The sequence below is a fragment of the Streptomyces sp. NBC_01390 genome (genome assembly GCF_045040105.1).
GTDB lineage: Bacteria > Actinomycetota > Actinomycetes > Streptomycetales > Streptomycetaceae > Streptomyces.
In genome coordinates, this window is record NZ_CP109551.1 from 4,065,941 (window position 1) to 4,080,522 (window position 14,582).

The 14,582-nt window shown below is 69.1% G+C and carries 10 protein-coding genes and 2 pseudogenes; 5 read left to right on the plus strand and 7 right to left on the minus strand.

Annotated elements, in window-relative coordinates; translation table 11 throughout:
• Window positions 1-15: 15 nt before the first annotated feature.
• The 4 genes from OG241_RS18155 to OG241_RS18170 form a co-directional block, all read right to left on the minus strand.
• A complete protein-coding gene (locus tag OG241_RS18155; RefSeq protein ID WP_405816535.1) occupies window positions 16-573 on the minus strand; it encodes a hypothetical protein in 558 nt (185 codons plus the stop codon).
• On the minus strand, window positions 531-2,135 hold the full coding sequence (locus OG241_RS18160) for a carboxylesterase/lipase family protein (RefSeq protein ID WP_405816537.1): 1,605 nt from the start codon (window positions 2,133-2,135) through the stop codon (window positions 531-533). The genes OG241_RS18155 and OG241_RS18160 overlap by 43 nt, the downstream gene beginning before the upstream one ends.
• A gap of 296 nt (window positions 2,136-2,431) precedes the next feature.
• Window positions 2,432-3,826, minus strand: coding sequence for a prolyl oligopeptidase family serine peptidase (locus OG241_RS18165; protein WP_405816538.1), 1,395 nt, complete (start codon window positions 3,824-3,826; stop codon window positions 2,432-2,434).
• Window positions 3,827-3,997: 171 nt separating this feature from the next.
• Entirely contained in the window at window positions 3,998-5,440 is a 1,443-nt protein-coding gene (locus OG241_RS18170; RefSeq protein ID WP_405816539.1) for a CitMHS family transporter, read from the minus strand.
• Between the two features lie 180 nt (window positions 5,441-5,620).
• Between OG241_RS18170 and OG241_RS18175 the strand changes: the two genes are divergently transcribed.
• The 5 genes and pseudogenes from OG241_RS18175 (at window position 5,621) to OG241_RS18195 (ending at window position 9,579) form a co-directional block, all read left to right on the plus strand.
• Window positions 5,621-6,547, plus strand: a complete 927-nt coding sequence (locus OG241_RS18175) for a LysR family transcriptional regulator (protein ID WP_405816540.1) — start codon at window positions 5,621-5,623, stop codon at window positions 6,545-6,547.
• Window positions 6,548-6,733: 186 nt separating this feature from the next.
• On the plus strand, window positions 6,734-7,951 hold the full coding sequence (locus OG241_RS18180) for a CaiB/BaiF CoA transferase family protein (RefSeq protein ID WP_405816542.1): 1,218 nt from the start codon (window positions 6,734-6,736) through the stop codon (window positions 7,949-7,951).
• 25 nt (window positions 7,952-7,976) lie between these two features.
• Window positions 7,977-8,927, plus strand: a complete 951-nt coding sequence (locus OG241_RS18185) for an HpcH/HpaI aldolase/citrate lyase family protein (RefSeq protein ID WP_405816543.1) — start codon at window positions 7,977-7,979, stop codon at window positions 8,925-8,927.
• A gap of 16 nt (window positions 8,928-8,943) precedes the next feature.
• A pseudogene (locus tag OG241_RS18190) lies at window positions 8,944-9,182 on the plus strand (ATP-dependent helicase); the annotation flags it as partial.
• Window positions 9,183-9,366: 184 nt separating this feature from the next.
• Window positions 9,367-9,579: a hypothetical protein gene (locus OG241_RS18195; RefSeq protein WP_405826289.1), complete on the plus strand. Its 213-nt coding sequence runs from the start codon at window positions 9,367-9,369 to the stop codon at window positions 9,577-9,579.
• A gap of 150 nt (window positions 9,580-9,729) precedes the next feature.
• On the opposite strand, the pseudogene OG241_RS18200 reads toward OG241_RS18195, so the two are convergent.
• From OG241_RS18200 to OG241_RS18210, 3 genes and pseudogenes are all read right to left on the minus strand, one after another.
• A pseudogene (locus OG241_RS18200) lies at window positions 9,730-11,104 on the minus strand (glycoside hydrolase family 43 protein).
• An 89-nt stretch (window positions 11,105-11,193) separates the two neighbouring features.
• Window positions 11,194-12,750 carry an alpha-L-arabinofuranosidase B gene (locus OG241_RS18205; RefSeq protein WP_405816544.1) on the minus strand — a complete coding sequence of 519 codons (1,557 nt, stop codon included), beginning with the start codon at window positions 12,748-12,750 and terminating at the stop codon, window positions 11,194-11,196.
• Between the two features lie 184 nt (window positions 12,751-12,934).
• Window positions 12,935-14,356: a glycoside hydrolase family 43 protein gene (locus OG241_RS18210; protein WP_405816545.1), complete on the minus strand. Its 1,422-nt coding sequence runs from the start codon at window positions 14,354-14,356 to the stop codon at window positions 12,935-12,937.
• Between the last annotated feature and the right edge of the window lie 226 nt (window positions 14,357-14,582).

Genomic DNA, 14,582 nt, shown 5'->3' on the forward strand with positions numbered 1-14,582 from the left:
GTGATGTGCCGCTACCTACACACCTGCGCCCGCCGTCTTCGCGGCGCGTCGTCGCGGCTCCGGCTCCGGCTCCGGCTCCGGCTCCGGCTCCGGCTCCGGCTCCGGCTCCGGCTCCGGCTCCGAGGCAGGATCCGCCACGGTCGGTGTGTCTTCCGCCTCCCTGTCCGTGCCGATCGAGCCAGGGGCGTCCTTCTCCTCCGCCGCAGAGTGAACCTCCCCTGACCATGCGACCGAGTTCGGAATGAGCGGGGCGAGCCGCTCGGGAACCTCCTCCCCCGCTTCCAGTCGGATCGGGCCGTGCTCGGGATCTTGCAGGATGATCACGATGCCGGGGGCCTCCTCGGCGGTGATGACTCCCTTGCCGCGCAGCTCGATCGCCTCGGCGGTCAGGCCGTACTGGGTCTCGCCCCACTGTTCGCGGCGCGGCGGGATCATGGCCCACAGCGACTCCGGGGTCGTGCGCACCAGGTTGTCGCTGCTGTCGTACACCTGCACGTCGTAGGCGGTGACGGGCGGCAGGTTGTAGCTACTCAGGAGTGCTGTGTGCCCGGCATCGTGTCCCAGAACGCGCACTGGTGTTCCGTCGAGTACCGGTCGTCGTCAATCAGGGCACTCCTGCCCCCCGCCCGCAGCGACAGCGTCAGGCCCTTGCCCCTGTGATAGCCGGGCCAGACCGTCTGCCCGGCGACGGCCGGCCGGCCGGTCTTCGTGAACGCGCCCCAGTACCGCGTCATCTCGCGGGCGAGCCGGCGCTCGTCGGCGTTGAACAGCGGGGCGATGGGTGTGCCGTTGTGGAAGCTGGGCCAGATGTAGGCGAGTTCCGCGGCGTGGCCGGCCCCCCAGACGTAGCCGGGGATCTGCGTCAGGCCAGGGCCGGTCCGGTGGTCGAACTCGTACGCATAGGTGGGGGTGTACCGCTCGAGGGTCCGGGCGAGCGTGCGGAGCCCGCACCCTCCGATCCCCGAGATCATCCCCGAGTCGGTCATGATCCCGCCGATGAGGTACGCCGCGGTGTACCGGTCGGACGTATCGGGCCAGGGGTAACGGGCGAGGACCTCGTCGGCGCGGGCGCCGGCGGTGCCCTGGACGAAGGCGAGGTAGGCCTCCTTGCCCGCGCCTATGTAGCCCGCGGCGAAGGTGCGGCCCTCGTCACGGGTGGCACCGACGACCACGGGCACACGGGCGAACCTCCCGCTGTCCAGCGCCTCGCTCGCTCCCGTCGGGAACGTCGGAGTCCCGTCGACGAAGCCGGCCGAGAAGGTCCGGCTCGCGTCGAGGAGCGTACCCACCGAAGATGAGCGCAGACAGTCGAGGACGGCCGCCTGAGCCGTGCCGTCGCAGCCCGCCTGCCGGGCGAACGCCGTCCCGGCGGCCTCCGCCCGGGCCTGCGGCCCGCTGGGACAGGAACCGCTCTGGATCATGGCGCGGGCGAACAGCCCGCGCGAGCCGGGCGACACCAGATGACCGCAGACGGACCAGCCGCCCGCGGACTCGCCGTCGATGGTGACCTCACCGGGGTTCCCGCCGAAGGCGGCGATGTTGCGCTGCACCCAGCGCAGCGCGGCCTGCTGGTCCATGAACCCGTAGTTGCCGGACTCGCCGCCCTCCTCGGTGAGGGCGGGCAGGCCGAGGAAACCGAAGGCGCCGAGTCGGTAGTTGAGCGAGACGCCGATGACACCCGTCTCCTTGACGAGCTTCGACTCGTCGTTCTGTGAGCCGCTGCCGTTGGTCAGGCCACCGCCGTGGATGAAGACGTGCACCGGAAGACGGGCGCCGGCCCGCACGCCCGACGGCCGCCACACGTTGACGTCGAGGCAGTCCTCGGTCTCGCTGCGTGGTCCGTTGCCGCTGGGCAGTACGGGGCAGGGATTGCCGAAGTCGGCCGCCTCGCGAACGCCGGTCCACCGCGCCGCGGGCCGCGGCGGCTTCCAGCGCAGGGAGCCGGTGGGTGCCGCCGCGTACGGGATGCCGAGGAACCTCTCGACGCCCTTCGAGGTGGCGCCGCCCACAGCGCCCTTGTCGGTGGGCACCACGGTCGGCGCAGTCGCGGACGCCGTCGCGGGCAGCAGCCCGACGACGGCGAGGGACATGACCAACGCGCCGCCCAGGACAGTACGGATTCTGCTGGCAGTCATGGATGGGAACCTCTCTGGTCGGGTGCCGGCCGCGGCAGTGCGGCCGACGCCCTTGGTGGTGGGGGGATGGAGCCGGGCCGGGGCCGGCCCGGCATCAGACGCGGCTCGTCACCCGGCCGATGGTGCGAGCCGGGCGGTCAGCGGGTGACGTCGACGCCGCCGTGCAGGGGGAGCGTCCGCGACGAGGAGCCGACCCACACCTCCCGGTGCCCGGTGCCGAACACCCAGGCGTGGGAGGACGTGACCGGGTTGTGTCCGCCACGGTGGTGGACCGGGTGACCGCCGCGTGCGGCCGGCTACCGGGACTGTTCGAAGAGCCAGTCGATGACCACGTCGTTCTCGTACGTCTGGGCCCATGCGAAGTGGGGGCTCACCGGTGTCGTTCCGGGCGTGTAGCTCGTGAACAGGACGTGACTGCGCGCGGCCCGGGCCTGCCGTAGGAGCTCCCGCGACCGGGCCTCGAATTGCGCCTTCGGCAGATCGTTGGCCCACTCTCCGCGGCTGACCGGTGCACCGGCGGTCTCCAGCGCGTTCATCAGTGTCCAGGTGCCGGGTTTGCCGAACCGGCCCTCCCGGTAAGGGACGACCGGGTCGTCGACGGAGTGGTCGGCCCACATCGGAATGTGCGTGATCCTCTCCATGGTGGCCGCGTCGCCCCAGCCGGCCGTGGGCAGGGCGGCCGCGAACACCTCGGGTCGCTTCGCCAGCAGGCTGTAGATGCCACGCCCGCCTGAGGACAGGCCGACGACGTAGAGCCGGTCTGTGTCCACGTTGCGGAAGTGCTCGCTCACGAAGGTGTCGATGAGTTCGATCAGCGCGGCCTGGACCTTGACGTCGGTCCAGTCCGTGCCGTCGGGTCCGTCCATGGGACGGGGCAGGGGGATCTGCGGGGAGAGGACGAACGCGGGGTTGCGGCGCTGTCGTTCCGGTTTGGCGAACGTGACCGCGATCCGGCTGGCAGTGAGCTGGGTCATGTTGTTGTCCGCGACTTCGCCACCGCCGTGCAGGGTGACGACGAGCGGGTACCGCGTGTGCGTCTGAGGATTGCGTACGAATCCCTCGGGCTGGTACAGCCGGAAGTCCAGTTCGAAACCCGCGGAGTCGGTGAAGGAACCGGCGGCGAAGTCGTCGACCACGGGAGTGATGATGTCGTTGTTCCGGCTCGCGAACGGGCTGGCCTTGAGCACCGGTTCACCTCCCGGTGTGCGCACGTCCGCGACCTGTCTGACGGAGTAGGCGCGGTCGAGCGGAAGGGGATCGGTGCCGGCGGCCCGCGCATTGGAGTCGTTCGGGTCGAGCTCGACGATCAGACGGTCCCCCGGCCGTCCGGGATCGGATCGGTCGTCCACTTCGGCGGCGGTGTTGGAGTAGACCCGGGTCACCGTGCGAGCCGCTGTCTGCCCGCCCACAGTGGCCTTCACCTGGAAGGCGGAGGGCGGGATCACCCCGCCGCGTAAGTCGATGCGATGCGCGTACTGGATGGCGACGGCTGTCACCAGCCAGTTGTTCCTCGGCGTCACCCGCGTGACGAGATCCGTTCGCACGACCGGATTGAGTCCGGAGGCCGCCTGTCGTCCTTCGGATGTGGCTGTCGTGGTGTCGGCGGCCGCGGCGGTCGCCGTGCTCACGGCCGGCGCCGTGACCGCACCTGCCGTGGCGGTGAGCACCGTGCGTCTGGTGATCCCTCTCATGGGTCCTCGTCTCAGTCGGTGGGGCACCCGGACCAGGTGCCTCTGTGTGGATCCGGTCGCCCGGCTCCGGACTCCCGGAAGCGGGCGGCATGTTGTGGGCCTGAGCTGCATGTGCGGTGGCTGCCGGGAGTCCGCGGCCGGCGGCGGCTCCGCTCGGGCCCGGGACGCCGGTCACAGGGAGAAGGCGCCGGTTATCAGGGCGCCGACAGTCATGACGAGGGTGGTGGCGAAGGCCCAGCGGAAGATGAAGCGCTGATGTTCGCCGAGGGACACACCGCTCATGCCGACCAGGATGAACGTGGACGCGGTGAGCGGGCTGAGCGGGAACCCCGTGGTCATCTGGCCGAGGATGGCGGCCCGGGCTACCTCGGCCGGGTCCGTGCCGAACCCGTTCGCGGTCTCGGCGAGTACGGGCAGTACGCCGAAGTAGTAGGCGTCCGGGGTGAAGAGCAGGCTCAGCGGCATGCCGGTGACGGCCACCGCGACAGGCAGGTGCGACCCGAAGGAGTCGGGGACGACGGAGACGAGCGCCTCGGCCATCTCGTCGAGCATCTTGGTGCCGCTGAGGATCCCGGTGAGGACGCCGGCCGCGAAGATCATCGTGGTGACCAGGACCACGCTCTTGGCGTGCTTGTCGAGCAGCGCCTGTTGCTGTTCCCAGGTGGGGTGGTTGACCAGCACCGCGATGGCGAACCCGAGGACGAACAGCACCGGAAGCGGCAGCACTTCCTGAATCAGGCAGACCACGAGGGCGATGGTGAGCAGGAGATTGAAGATGTTCAGCCAGGTACGCGGCAGCGGCGGGACCCGGACGGTGCCGGGCCCGTCCCCGGGGGATCGGAGGGCCTGCCGCTCGTGCCCCTCGGCCGTCGTGGGAGTGGCCTGCCCCCTCGACTCGGCAGCCGCGGCAGTCGTGGCAGCCGTCGAAGCGGCGGGTTCACGGTCGTCCCACTCGTCCTCGTCCTTGCGCACGTCCGTGACCGGACCCCGCGGGGACAGCGCGCCGAGCCGGTTGCGCTCCCGGCGGCCGAGCAGGTAGGAGGCCACCAGCACCCAGGCGACGCCGAAGCCCATCGCGGGCAGCACGGGGTTGAAGACCTCGGAACTGTCCAGCTTCAGCGCCGCCATGGCGCGTACGGTCGGGCCACCCCAGGGGATCATGTTCATCACGCCCGCGCCCAGGCAGACCACTCCGGACAGCACCAGGGGGTTCATACCGAGTCTCTTGTAGACCGGCAGCAGCGCGGAAACGGTGATGAGGAAGGTGGAGGCGCCGTCTCCGTCCAGGGCCACGCACAGCGTGAGGACGGCCGTGGCGACGGTGATCCGCAACGGGTCGCCCCGCGCCACGCGCAGCAGACCGCGGATCAGGGGATCGAAGAGCCCGGCGTCCACCATCAGGCTGAAGTACAGGACCGCGAAGGCGATCATGATGCCGGTGGGGGCCACCTTGGACAGCCCGCCGAGAACCAGCTCGCCCAGATCGCCCGCGAAGCCGCCGATGAGCGCCGCCAGCACCGGAAGCAGGATCAGAGCGACCAGTACCGAGGCGCGTTTGGTCATGGTGAGCAGCAGTATGACGGCGATCGTGGCGAAGCCCAGGGCTGCCAGCATGGCGGCGCTCGCTTTCTCGGGGACGGCCCTCGGCGGCGGTGGGCGGGGCTGGGCGGGGACAGACCGAGGTGTTACGCGAGAGTTTCGAAGCACTGACGACTCGGTGTCCAGCATCAAACCGAGATCTGTTCATGCGATAAGCGCATCAATTCAAGCGGGTGCGCCCTACGCTCGTGGGCCATGGAGTCCACCACCCTGCGTCAACTGGCGGCGTACACGGCCGTCGCCCGGGCCGCGAGCTTCACCGCGGCAGCCGCGGAGATGCACGTGTCCCAGTCCTCGCTCAGCCGCGCGGTCGCGGACCTGGAGCGACTGCTCGGCGTCCAACTCCTCGAACGGGACACCCGTAACGTGCAGTTGACCGCGGCGGGCGTCGAAGCCCTGCGTATCGCCGAGCAGATCGTCAACGCTCACCGGGCGGGCATGAAGGAGCTCAGGCGATTCCTGCTCGGCGAGTCGGGAACAGTCGCCGTGGCGACCCTTCCCTCGGTTGCCGCGGTACTCCTGCCGCAGGTGATCTCCGACTTCCGCGAGCGTCGGCCGCAGGTGGCGGTACGCCTCCTCGACGGCCTGGAGCGGCTGGTACTGGACCGGGTCCTGTCCGGTGACGCCGACTTCGCGATCACCACCGTCGGAGACCCGCCCGAGCAGTTGGAGCACCGCCCCCTGGTCAGGGACCGCTTCGTCGCGGTGCTGCCGGAAGACCACCCGCTCGCCGACCGTCCCGAGATCGCCTGGGACGACCTGGCTCGTCAGCCGTTCCTGGCCGTCGGGCGCGACTCCAGCGTGCGTCGCCTCACCGATGCGGCGTTCGCCCAGATCGACGTACATGCGGTACCGGCGGCCGAGGCGGGCAGTATCGCGACGGTGGGCGGACTGGTGGCCGCCGGCCTGGGGGTGTCGGCGATGCCCGCCCTCGTGCTCCCGCTGATGGGTGCCGGGCCCGTCGTCTGCCGTCCTCTGGTGGACCCCGTGGTGCACCGGCGCCTGGACATCGCGCTGCGCGCTCGGCGAACGCTCCCGACCGTGACGGAGCGGTTCCTGGAGACGCTCGAGGAGTTCCGTCTCCAGGCGCGTCCACTTCCGCCCGGGGTTTCGTGGGCGTGAGGCCGCGTACCGGTACCGGTACCGGCCTTCCGTGATTCATGCGTTTTTCGCATCGATTGATGGCCATTTATTGCTCGACAGGCATTTCCGCGCTCCGGCAGTCTGAAGACGCCGACGGCCGCGCCGCACCGACGCGGACCGAGCTGTCGGGAACCCACGCGAACGGCAGGGCAAGGGAGTTCAGCAGTGTCGGACGACGAGCGGAACACCACCGGAAGCGGCCAGTTGCGCGGGCTGAAAGTGGTCGAGTTCGCCCATGTGGTGGCCGGGCCGCTGGCGGGCTCGATGCTCGCCGACCAAGGGGCCGACGTCGTACACGTGGAACCCCCCGGCACCGGAGACGCGGCCCGCGCCATGGGGCCGCAACGTGACGGTGTCCCCCTGTGGTTCAAGGTCGCCGGCCGTAACAAACGCTCGGTCACCCTCGATCTGCATCACGAGGCCGGCCGGACCGTCGCCCGCCGACTCGTCGCCTGGGCTGACGTCGTCATCGTCACCCTGCGCGCCGGACGCCTGCGCAGCTGGGGACTCGACTGGGACTCCGTGCACCGGATCAACCCCCGGGCCGTACTACTGCAGATCTCCGGCTTCGGCGCCACCTCATCACAGGCGGACGCCCCAGGCTTCGGCAAGATGGGTGAGGCGCGCAGCGGAGTCGTCCACCTGACCGGCTTTCCCGACGGCCCGCCCGTCCACACCGGCTTCTCGCACGGCGACGCCGTGACCGGCCTGATGGGCGCCTACGCCGTCCTGGCCGCCCTGCACCGCCGTGACCACGACCCCGATTTCGACGGCGAGTGGATCGACCTCGCTCTCTTCGAGTCCCTGTTCCGTCTCGTCGAGTGGCAGGTCATCGTCCACGACCAGTTGGGACGAGTGCCCGAACGCTCCGGCAACCAGCTGGCGGTCGCCCCCGCGGCCGTGATCAACACCTACCTCTCCCGAGACGGCGATTGGATCACAGTGACCTCCGCGACGCTGCGCTCGGTCCGCAACATCGCCCGCCTGCTGGATCTCCCCGAGGAGGAGTTCGCCACAGCTCAGCAACAGTACGACCGACGCGAGCAGTTGGACGAGAACCTGCGCAACTGGGTGGCGGAGCGAGGCACCGGCCAGTGCCTCGAGGAGTTCGCCCGCGCCGAAGTCGTGGCCTCACGGGTGTTCGACGCCGCGGACATCGCCGCCGACCCCGTGTACGCCGAACGCGAAGACATCATCACCGTCGACGACCCCGACCTCGGTCCGGTGCGCATGCAGGCGGTGATCCCGCACTTCCGGCAGCGGCCCGGCCGGGTCTGGCGGACGGGTCCCGCCCTCGGGCAGGACAACCACCTCGTCTACGGGCAGTGGCTCGGACTCAGCGAGAACGAGCTGGCCGACCTGGAGAAGAGCGATGTCATCTGAAGCGTCTTCGAAGAGGTTTGCCGGGGTGGACGCGGCAGCGGTCGACCGGCCCCCGCTGCGCTCCCTGCTCTTCGTCCCCGGCACCAGAACCGACTGGCTGCCCAAGGCCCGGGCGGCGGGCGCCGACGCGGCCATCCTCGACCTGGAGGACGCGGTGCCCGCCACCGGCAAGCTCGCCGCCCGTGCACAGGTGGCCGACGCCATCGCGCGGGCCGCCGCCGCGCCGGCGGATCAGGCGGGACGGATGGCGCTGTTCGTCCGTGTCAACCCCCTGGACGGTTGGGCGGGGGCCGAGGAACTGCGGGCGGTCGTACGGCGCGGGCTCGCCGGTATCGTGCTCCCCAAAGTCCGCTCCGCCCAGGACGTGAAGCTTGCCGACCGGCTGCTGGGCTGGTGCGAACAGGAACAGGGCCTGTCCCCGGGACAGGTCGCCCTGGTGCCCCTGCTGGAGACGGCCCGTGGATTGCGTGAGGCCTACGACATCGCCCGAGCCGTCCCGCGTATCGCCTACTTGGGCGCTCTCACCCCACCCGGCGGCGACGTGGAACGCGCCGTCGGTTACCGCTGGAGCCCTGGGGGAACCGAAACGGTGGCACTGCGCTCCCGCGTTCTGCTGGACGCCCGGGCGGCCGAGGTACCGTGCCCGGTCAGCGGACTGTGGACGCGCATCACCGACCTGCCGGGGCTCCGCGCCTTCGCCGAACAGAACCGCTCCCTCGGCTACGAGGGGATGATGGCGATCCACCCTTCCCATGTCCCCGTGATCAACCAGGTGTTCTCTCCCAGCCCCGACGAACTGGACCGCTGCGCAGAGCTGATAGCGGCCGTCGAGGCGGCACAGGAGGACGGGAGGGGCGCTGTGACCTTCCAAGGCGAGATGGTCGACGAGGCCATGGCCTCTACGGCACGCCTTGTTCTCGGACGACACAGGGCGCAGATTCGGATGACTGATGAACTCCCGCCGTCCGGCCTGTGATCACGAAACGCCGCCGCTGGTCGAGGAGGGATTCCTGGACCAGGACGGAGGGATGCTGTTCATCGGCCCCGAGACGGAACGCCGCTTCGGCTACCGGCACTTCATGGACCTCACCGCGGTGTTCACCACGGCTCCGGAATTCACGGTGCTCTCGGGACGTACCGAGATCGGCACAACCAATCCACGCTGCTGACCGAAGAGGTGGTGGGGCCTCGGCGGCTGCTCCTCGCCGGGCAGAGCTGGCAGGTGAGGTACTCGGCCAACCGGTTCAGCACCCACTCCGCGATCACCAGTTCCTCCACTCGGCCTGGACCTCCTGCAGCTGCATGGCCAACTCCTCTGCCAGCATGTCCAGTTCAGTCCGGCGAGCTTGTGATCCGCTCCAGCTCCTGCATACCCACGCCCTCCCCGCGACATCTCCCTACCGCCCCGGTGACGGCTGGTAAGAGCAGCACGGTCCTCGGCACGGCAGAGCCGACTCGGCTCGGACGATCCCGAGACGGACGCGGACATCATCCTCTCGGTCATGGCGGGGCTGGAACTCGACCACCTCTCCACCCCACTCGACCCGTCGACGACGCAGGCGATCCGCACCGCACTCCGCCGCACGATCACAAGGCTCGGGCTCCACGGCAAGGCCACGTGGCAGTAGGTCCGCCACCGGAGCCAACATCATCAGACTCAGCCAGTCCAGCTGGCCTGACAGTGAACCATCGGCTCGAGCCGGGCCAGTCAGCAAATTCCGGCAACTCTGCCGAGACTTGAGCACCTGGAGATCACCAACGTGACACACCCGCCAAGCTCAGTACCAGACGGAGAACGTGGCGTCGGCTCTGCCGGTGGCGTTGGAGATCGGGTCGATGCGCAGCACGTAGTCGTAGTGCCGGATGTAGCGGTCCGGGTAGTTGTGGGAGCGGAACGAGGACCAGGACGGGTCGGCGAGCCCAGCGGTCTTGTGGAAGGTGGCGTCCTGGGCGAACTTCGCGGTGCCGTCGTTGGCGTCCAGTCGCAGCTGGAAGTAGGCGTGCCGCAGGTAGCGGGTCGGGTCGGTGACGGACTGGAAGGAGACGCCGGAGGAGTCGGCCAGTCCGGGCACCAACTTCCATTGCGAGTCGGTGTAGGGGTCGAAGGGGTACGGGTCGATGCGGCCGAGGGAGTCGACCTGCCGCCAGTATCGGTCCGGGAAGTTGTAGGACTTCAGCCGGTTCCAGGCCGGCTTTCCCCACTTGGCGACCATGTTGTCGTACACCGTCTGGGGGATCGGCTTGATGTCGGCGTGCTTGGAGTTCAGCGGCTGGGTGTAGACGCGCCGGTCGGTGGCGGTCCAGGTGCCGGTGGAGAGGTCGCTGGTCTGCCAGGTGTAGAACAGCGCGTTGGCGTCGCCCCACAGGTACCAGGTGCCGGCGGCCTCGGCGAGGATCGGGCCCTCGATGCCTCCCTGAGGTGCCAGGCCCGAGGTGAACTGGGTGAAGCTGCCGGGATCGAGCGAGGTGGACTTCGCACCCGTGAGGCTGTTGTGGCCTTTGTAGTACAGGTAGTTGACGCCGTTCACGTCCTTCGCCAGGGTGGCGTCGATGATGTCGTAACCGGGGTCGAAGAAGACCTGCGGTGCCGTCACGGTCTGGAAGTCCGTCGTGTAGTTCACCATGATCACGTTGTGGCCGCTGCTGTTGACGGCCGAGTAGATGATGGCGTACTGGCCGCGGGAGGGGTCCCAGAAGGCGTCGGGCGCCCAGGTGTGAGTGGCCATGTCGTGCAGTTTCAGCAGGCGGTAGTTGTCGAAGGAGCGCAGGTCGGCGGAGTCCCAGACGTGGATGTACGGGCTCTTCTTGGTCCAGTCGGCCCTTCAGATTGGTCGCCATGACGACGTAAGTGCCGTCCTGCTTGGGCAGGATGACGGGGTCGCGCAGACCGCCGTCGCCTGCGGTCGGGGTGACGACGGGGTTGTTCTGGTTCAGCGGCATCCACTGCAGCGCGTCGGTGCTGACGGCGAGGTGCAGGCCGTAGTCCGTACCGAGGTTTCTCGGTGACTGGGTGAAGTAGGCCATCACGTACGGGGACGTCGTCGCGGCGCTCGCGGACTCGCTGCCGAGGGTCAGCAAGCCGGTCGTGGACAGCGGCACGGCCGCGGCCATGCCGAGGAACAGCCGGCGCGACGGGAGGGGGGTTGCGCTCATCTGGTGCCTCCGGGGCGCAGGAAGGTGCGGGCGGACGGAGAACCCGTGGGCGGCCCCGGCCCGGAGCCGCCCACGGGTTCGGTCCCTCGTCAGCTCCAGGGAGCCGCGGTGAGCCAGCTGGTGTCCTGGGCCCATGACGTCGTGGAGTCCCAGGCGTTGGAGCCGCCGTTGCCGGCGATGTAGACCGTGTAGTTGTAGTGGCGGAGGTACTTCGTCGGGAAGTTGGCGGACTGGAAGGAGGTGCCGACGCCGCTGTTGCCCGCGGTGGGGCAGAAGGTGGCGTCCTTGGCGAACGCGCTGCCGCCGTCGTCGAAGTTCAGGTTGAGCTGGTAGTTGTAGTGGCGCAGGAACTGGCCGGGCTTGTCGACGGACTCGAACGACAGGCAGGAGGTGTTGGCCAGGCCGGCGCGGACGATCCAGGTGGCGTCAGCCTTGTCGGTGGCCGAGCTGCCGGCGGTGATGTTGGAGATGACGACCTTGGTGTCGGCGTCGTTGTGACGCAGGTAGTGCGAGGTGCAGCAGGGCGAGGTCGTGGCCTGCAGGGAGATCCGGGAGCCGGGGGTCAGTGAGCCGGTGCTGGTCGAGCCGCTGTTGTAGCCGGCCGCGGTGATGTTGGCCTGGACGGCGTTCTCGGTGGTGTCCGAGGGGTAGCCCTGGGTCATGACGCCTTCGTAGAAGGTGCCTTGGGCCCACTTGCTGTTGTCACCTCCGATGCCGAGGATGATCGCGCCTTCCTTGTGCATCGGGTTGTAGCCGGAGGCGGTGGGGCGTATTCCGTTGTAGAAGGTGGACAGGCCGCCCGACTGGGCGTCGCCGCCGCGCAGGGCCCACTGGTTCGCGCCGCCCTTGAGCATGGCAGTCAGGAACCGGTGGTCGACGCTCGGGTTATTGGCGTTGAATCCGCGGTTGACCCCGGAGAAGAGACCGTTCTCCAGGTCGGCCATGACCCAGGGGCCGTTGCCGCTGCCCCAGCCCCAGCCCTTGTTGTTGCCGAAGTAGAGGGCCTCCATGTGGCCGTTGCCGGTGTCCAGGTTGTTGGTCTCGGCGTTGCCGTAATCGAAGCAGCAGCCGTCGTTGAAGTGCTTGCCGTTGAAGATCGCGTACATGCCCTCGGGCTGGTCGCCGGTGGCGATGCCGTTGGTGTTGTTGTTGCGGTAGCCGGTGCCGGGGGCGATGTAGACGCCGTACGCCTTGTGTCCGCCGACGGTGACCGGCGCCTCTACGGCGTTGGCGAGGTTGTCCGGCCCGCCGGCGGCTCCGCCCCCGGGTGCCTGGGTGAGGTTGTTGCCCTTGGGCGACTGGTCGTAGATGACGGTGATGACGCAACTGGTGTTCGCGCAGAAGGAGTCCTGCTGCGCGGCGTCGGCGTATCCGCCCGCGCTCAGCAGGCCGATGTCCTTGGTCGCGTTGTCGGAGGCGCGCTTGACCTGGTAAAGCGGGCCGTTGTACGCCCCGTACAGGGCGCGGGTGGTGCTGTGCGCGGCGACGCAGGGGGTGTTGCCCGCGGCGTAGATGTCGCACGGTCCCTGGGTGGCGGCCTGCGAGGGGGCGGCAGTGGCGGTGAGCAGGCCGGCGGTGAGGGCGGCGGTGGCTCCTGCCGCCAGCAGCGCGCGTCTGGCGCCTCGTATCCACTGATTCTTGATCATGAAGAACTCCTACGCAGAGTGGAGCGGAAGGTGAGTGGAACTCCCGGGTGCCGCCATCACGGCGGCAGCCCGGCCCGGCTGCTAGCTCCGGGGGCCGGCCAGGGCGGCGGGCGCCGTCGCCGGAGTGCGTTGGGTCCGTCGGAGGAGCGGCGGATTCCGCAGAGCGCTCTGTGAGACGGTCGGGTCAGCTCGTCACGCGGAAGGTGGCGTCGCCGCGTCCCGTCGCGGTGGTGATCGGGTCGAGGCGGAGCTGGAAGGCGTAGTGGCGGATGTAGTAGCCGGGGTGGTTGTACGACTCGAAGGACGACCAGGTCGGGTCGGCGAGGCCGGCGACCTTGTTGAAGGTGGCGTCGGCGGCGAACTGGGCGGAGCCGTCGTTGCGGACGAGCTGGAAGTCGTAGTTCTGGTGGCGCAGGTAGTAGCCGGGGTAGTTCACCGACTCGAAGGAGACGGTGCCGGTGCCTACCAGGCCGGGCCGCGGCCGGAACTGGGAGTCCTGAACGGGGGTGACGTTCGGGTCGATGCGCACGTCGAAGTTGGTCTGGCGCACGTACCGGTCCTGGAAGTTGTACGACTGGAGCCGCTGTGCCGGGGTGTTGGGCCAGCGTGCGAGGACGCGGCTCTCCTCGGCGGAGGTGAGGGCCATGATCGCGCCGTGGCGCTTGGCGGTGCCGCCCATGTCGTAGTTGGCCGCCGGCTGGAGCTGGTAGGTGCTGACGTCGAACGGGTTGGTCGTCAGGATCGGCCGGTATTCGCGTACGCCCTGGGGGCTGTTGTAGTCGATGTAGAGGGCCCACTGATTGGTGTTCTGGAACTTCATCCAGACCGGGCCTTCGACCACGTTGCCGGTGAGGCCGATGCTGGCGAGGTTGGTCCACGTCCCGAGGATCGAGTTGCTGCCCTCGATGTTGTTCTTGCCGTCGCCGGAGGCCCTCAGGTAGCGGTAGGGGCCGGTACCTGCGGGCACCTCGGTCATCTGGGTGTCGACGACCGCGGTGGTGCCGGGCGGGTCGATCCAGATCTGCGGGGTGGTGGTGAGGGTGTGGAAGTCCGTGGTGCGGGCGGCGTAGATGCGGTACTTGTTGATGCCGTTCAGCGTGGCGTTCGTCGCCCAGTACAGGACGTAGTCATTGGTCTCGGGGTTCCAGATCGCCTCCGGCGCCCACGCGTTCTTTCCGCCGGGGACCAGTGAGGCGGCGGGGAGCAGCCACGGGTCCGACCAGTTCACCAGGTCGGTCGACTCCCACACCACGAAGTTGGGGCTGCCGTTGGCGTACGTCGAGCCGCAGTTGATGCACAGGTCGGTGGCGATGATCCAGTACTTGCTGCCGTCCTGGGAGCGCACCAGTGCGGGGTCGCGCACGCCCTTCGTGCCGATCTTCGAGTTGAGGACCGGCTGTCCGCCGTTGAGGTCGTTCCAGTGCAGGCCGTCCGCGCTGTGCGCGACGTAGAGCTGCTGACCGGTCGCGGAGTCGCCGGTGAAGTGCACCATCAGGTAGCCGGGATCGGCGGCGGCCGCACGCTGGGGTGTGGTGAGGGCTTGGCCCGTGAAGAGGAGGCAGACGGCGAGCAATATCACCGTCAGCCGGGCGCGGAGCGCAGACATCGGATCTCCTGTCATGTGCGGGCGCCACCGCCGGGCGAAGGGGGAGCGGGGTGACGGGGGGGAACTTGGTCTCGGAGTGGACGGGACAGGACCCGGACACCGCGCCGGCCGGAAGGGGGGATCCAAACGGCGGTGTTTCACCGTTTCGCCCAGGACGCCGTGGTGACGGCGGGTCAGGCCGTGCGAGCCGTGCGTCCACCCAGGTGGGGGGGTTGCGACATGGCCG

What these genes read in the sequence shown, in the direction of transcription:
- OG241_RS18160 (WP_405816537.1), bottom strand. Translation starts at nt 2,135, where the DNA reads ATGACTGCCAGCAGAATCCGTACTGTCCTGGGCGGCGCGTTGGTCATG.
- OG241_RS18165 (WP_405816538.1), bottom strand. Translation starts at nt 3,826, where the DNA reads ATGAGAGGGATCACCAGACGCACGGTGCTCACCGCCACGGCAGGTGCG.
- OG241_RS18170 (WP_405816539.1), bottom strand. Translation starts at nt 5,440, where the DNA reads ATGCTGGCAGCCCTGGGCTTCGCCACGATCGCCGTCATACTGCTGCTC.
- OG241_RS18175 (WP_405816540.1), top strand. Translation starts at nt 5,621, where the DNA reads ATGGAGTCCACCACCCTGCGTCAACTGGCGGCGTACACGGCCGTCGCC.
- OG241_RS18205 (WP_405816544.1), bottom strand. Translation starts at nt 12,750, where the DNA reads ATGATCAAGAATCAGTGGATACGAGGCGCCAGACGCGCGCTGCTGGCG.
- OG241_RS18210 (WP_405816545.1), bottom strand. Translation starts at nt 14,356, where the DNA reads ATGTCTGCGCTCCGCGCCCGGCTGACGGTGATATTGCTCGCCGTCTGC.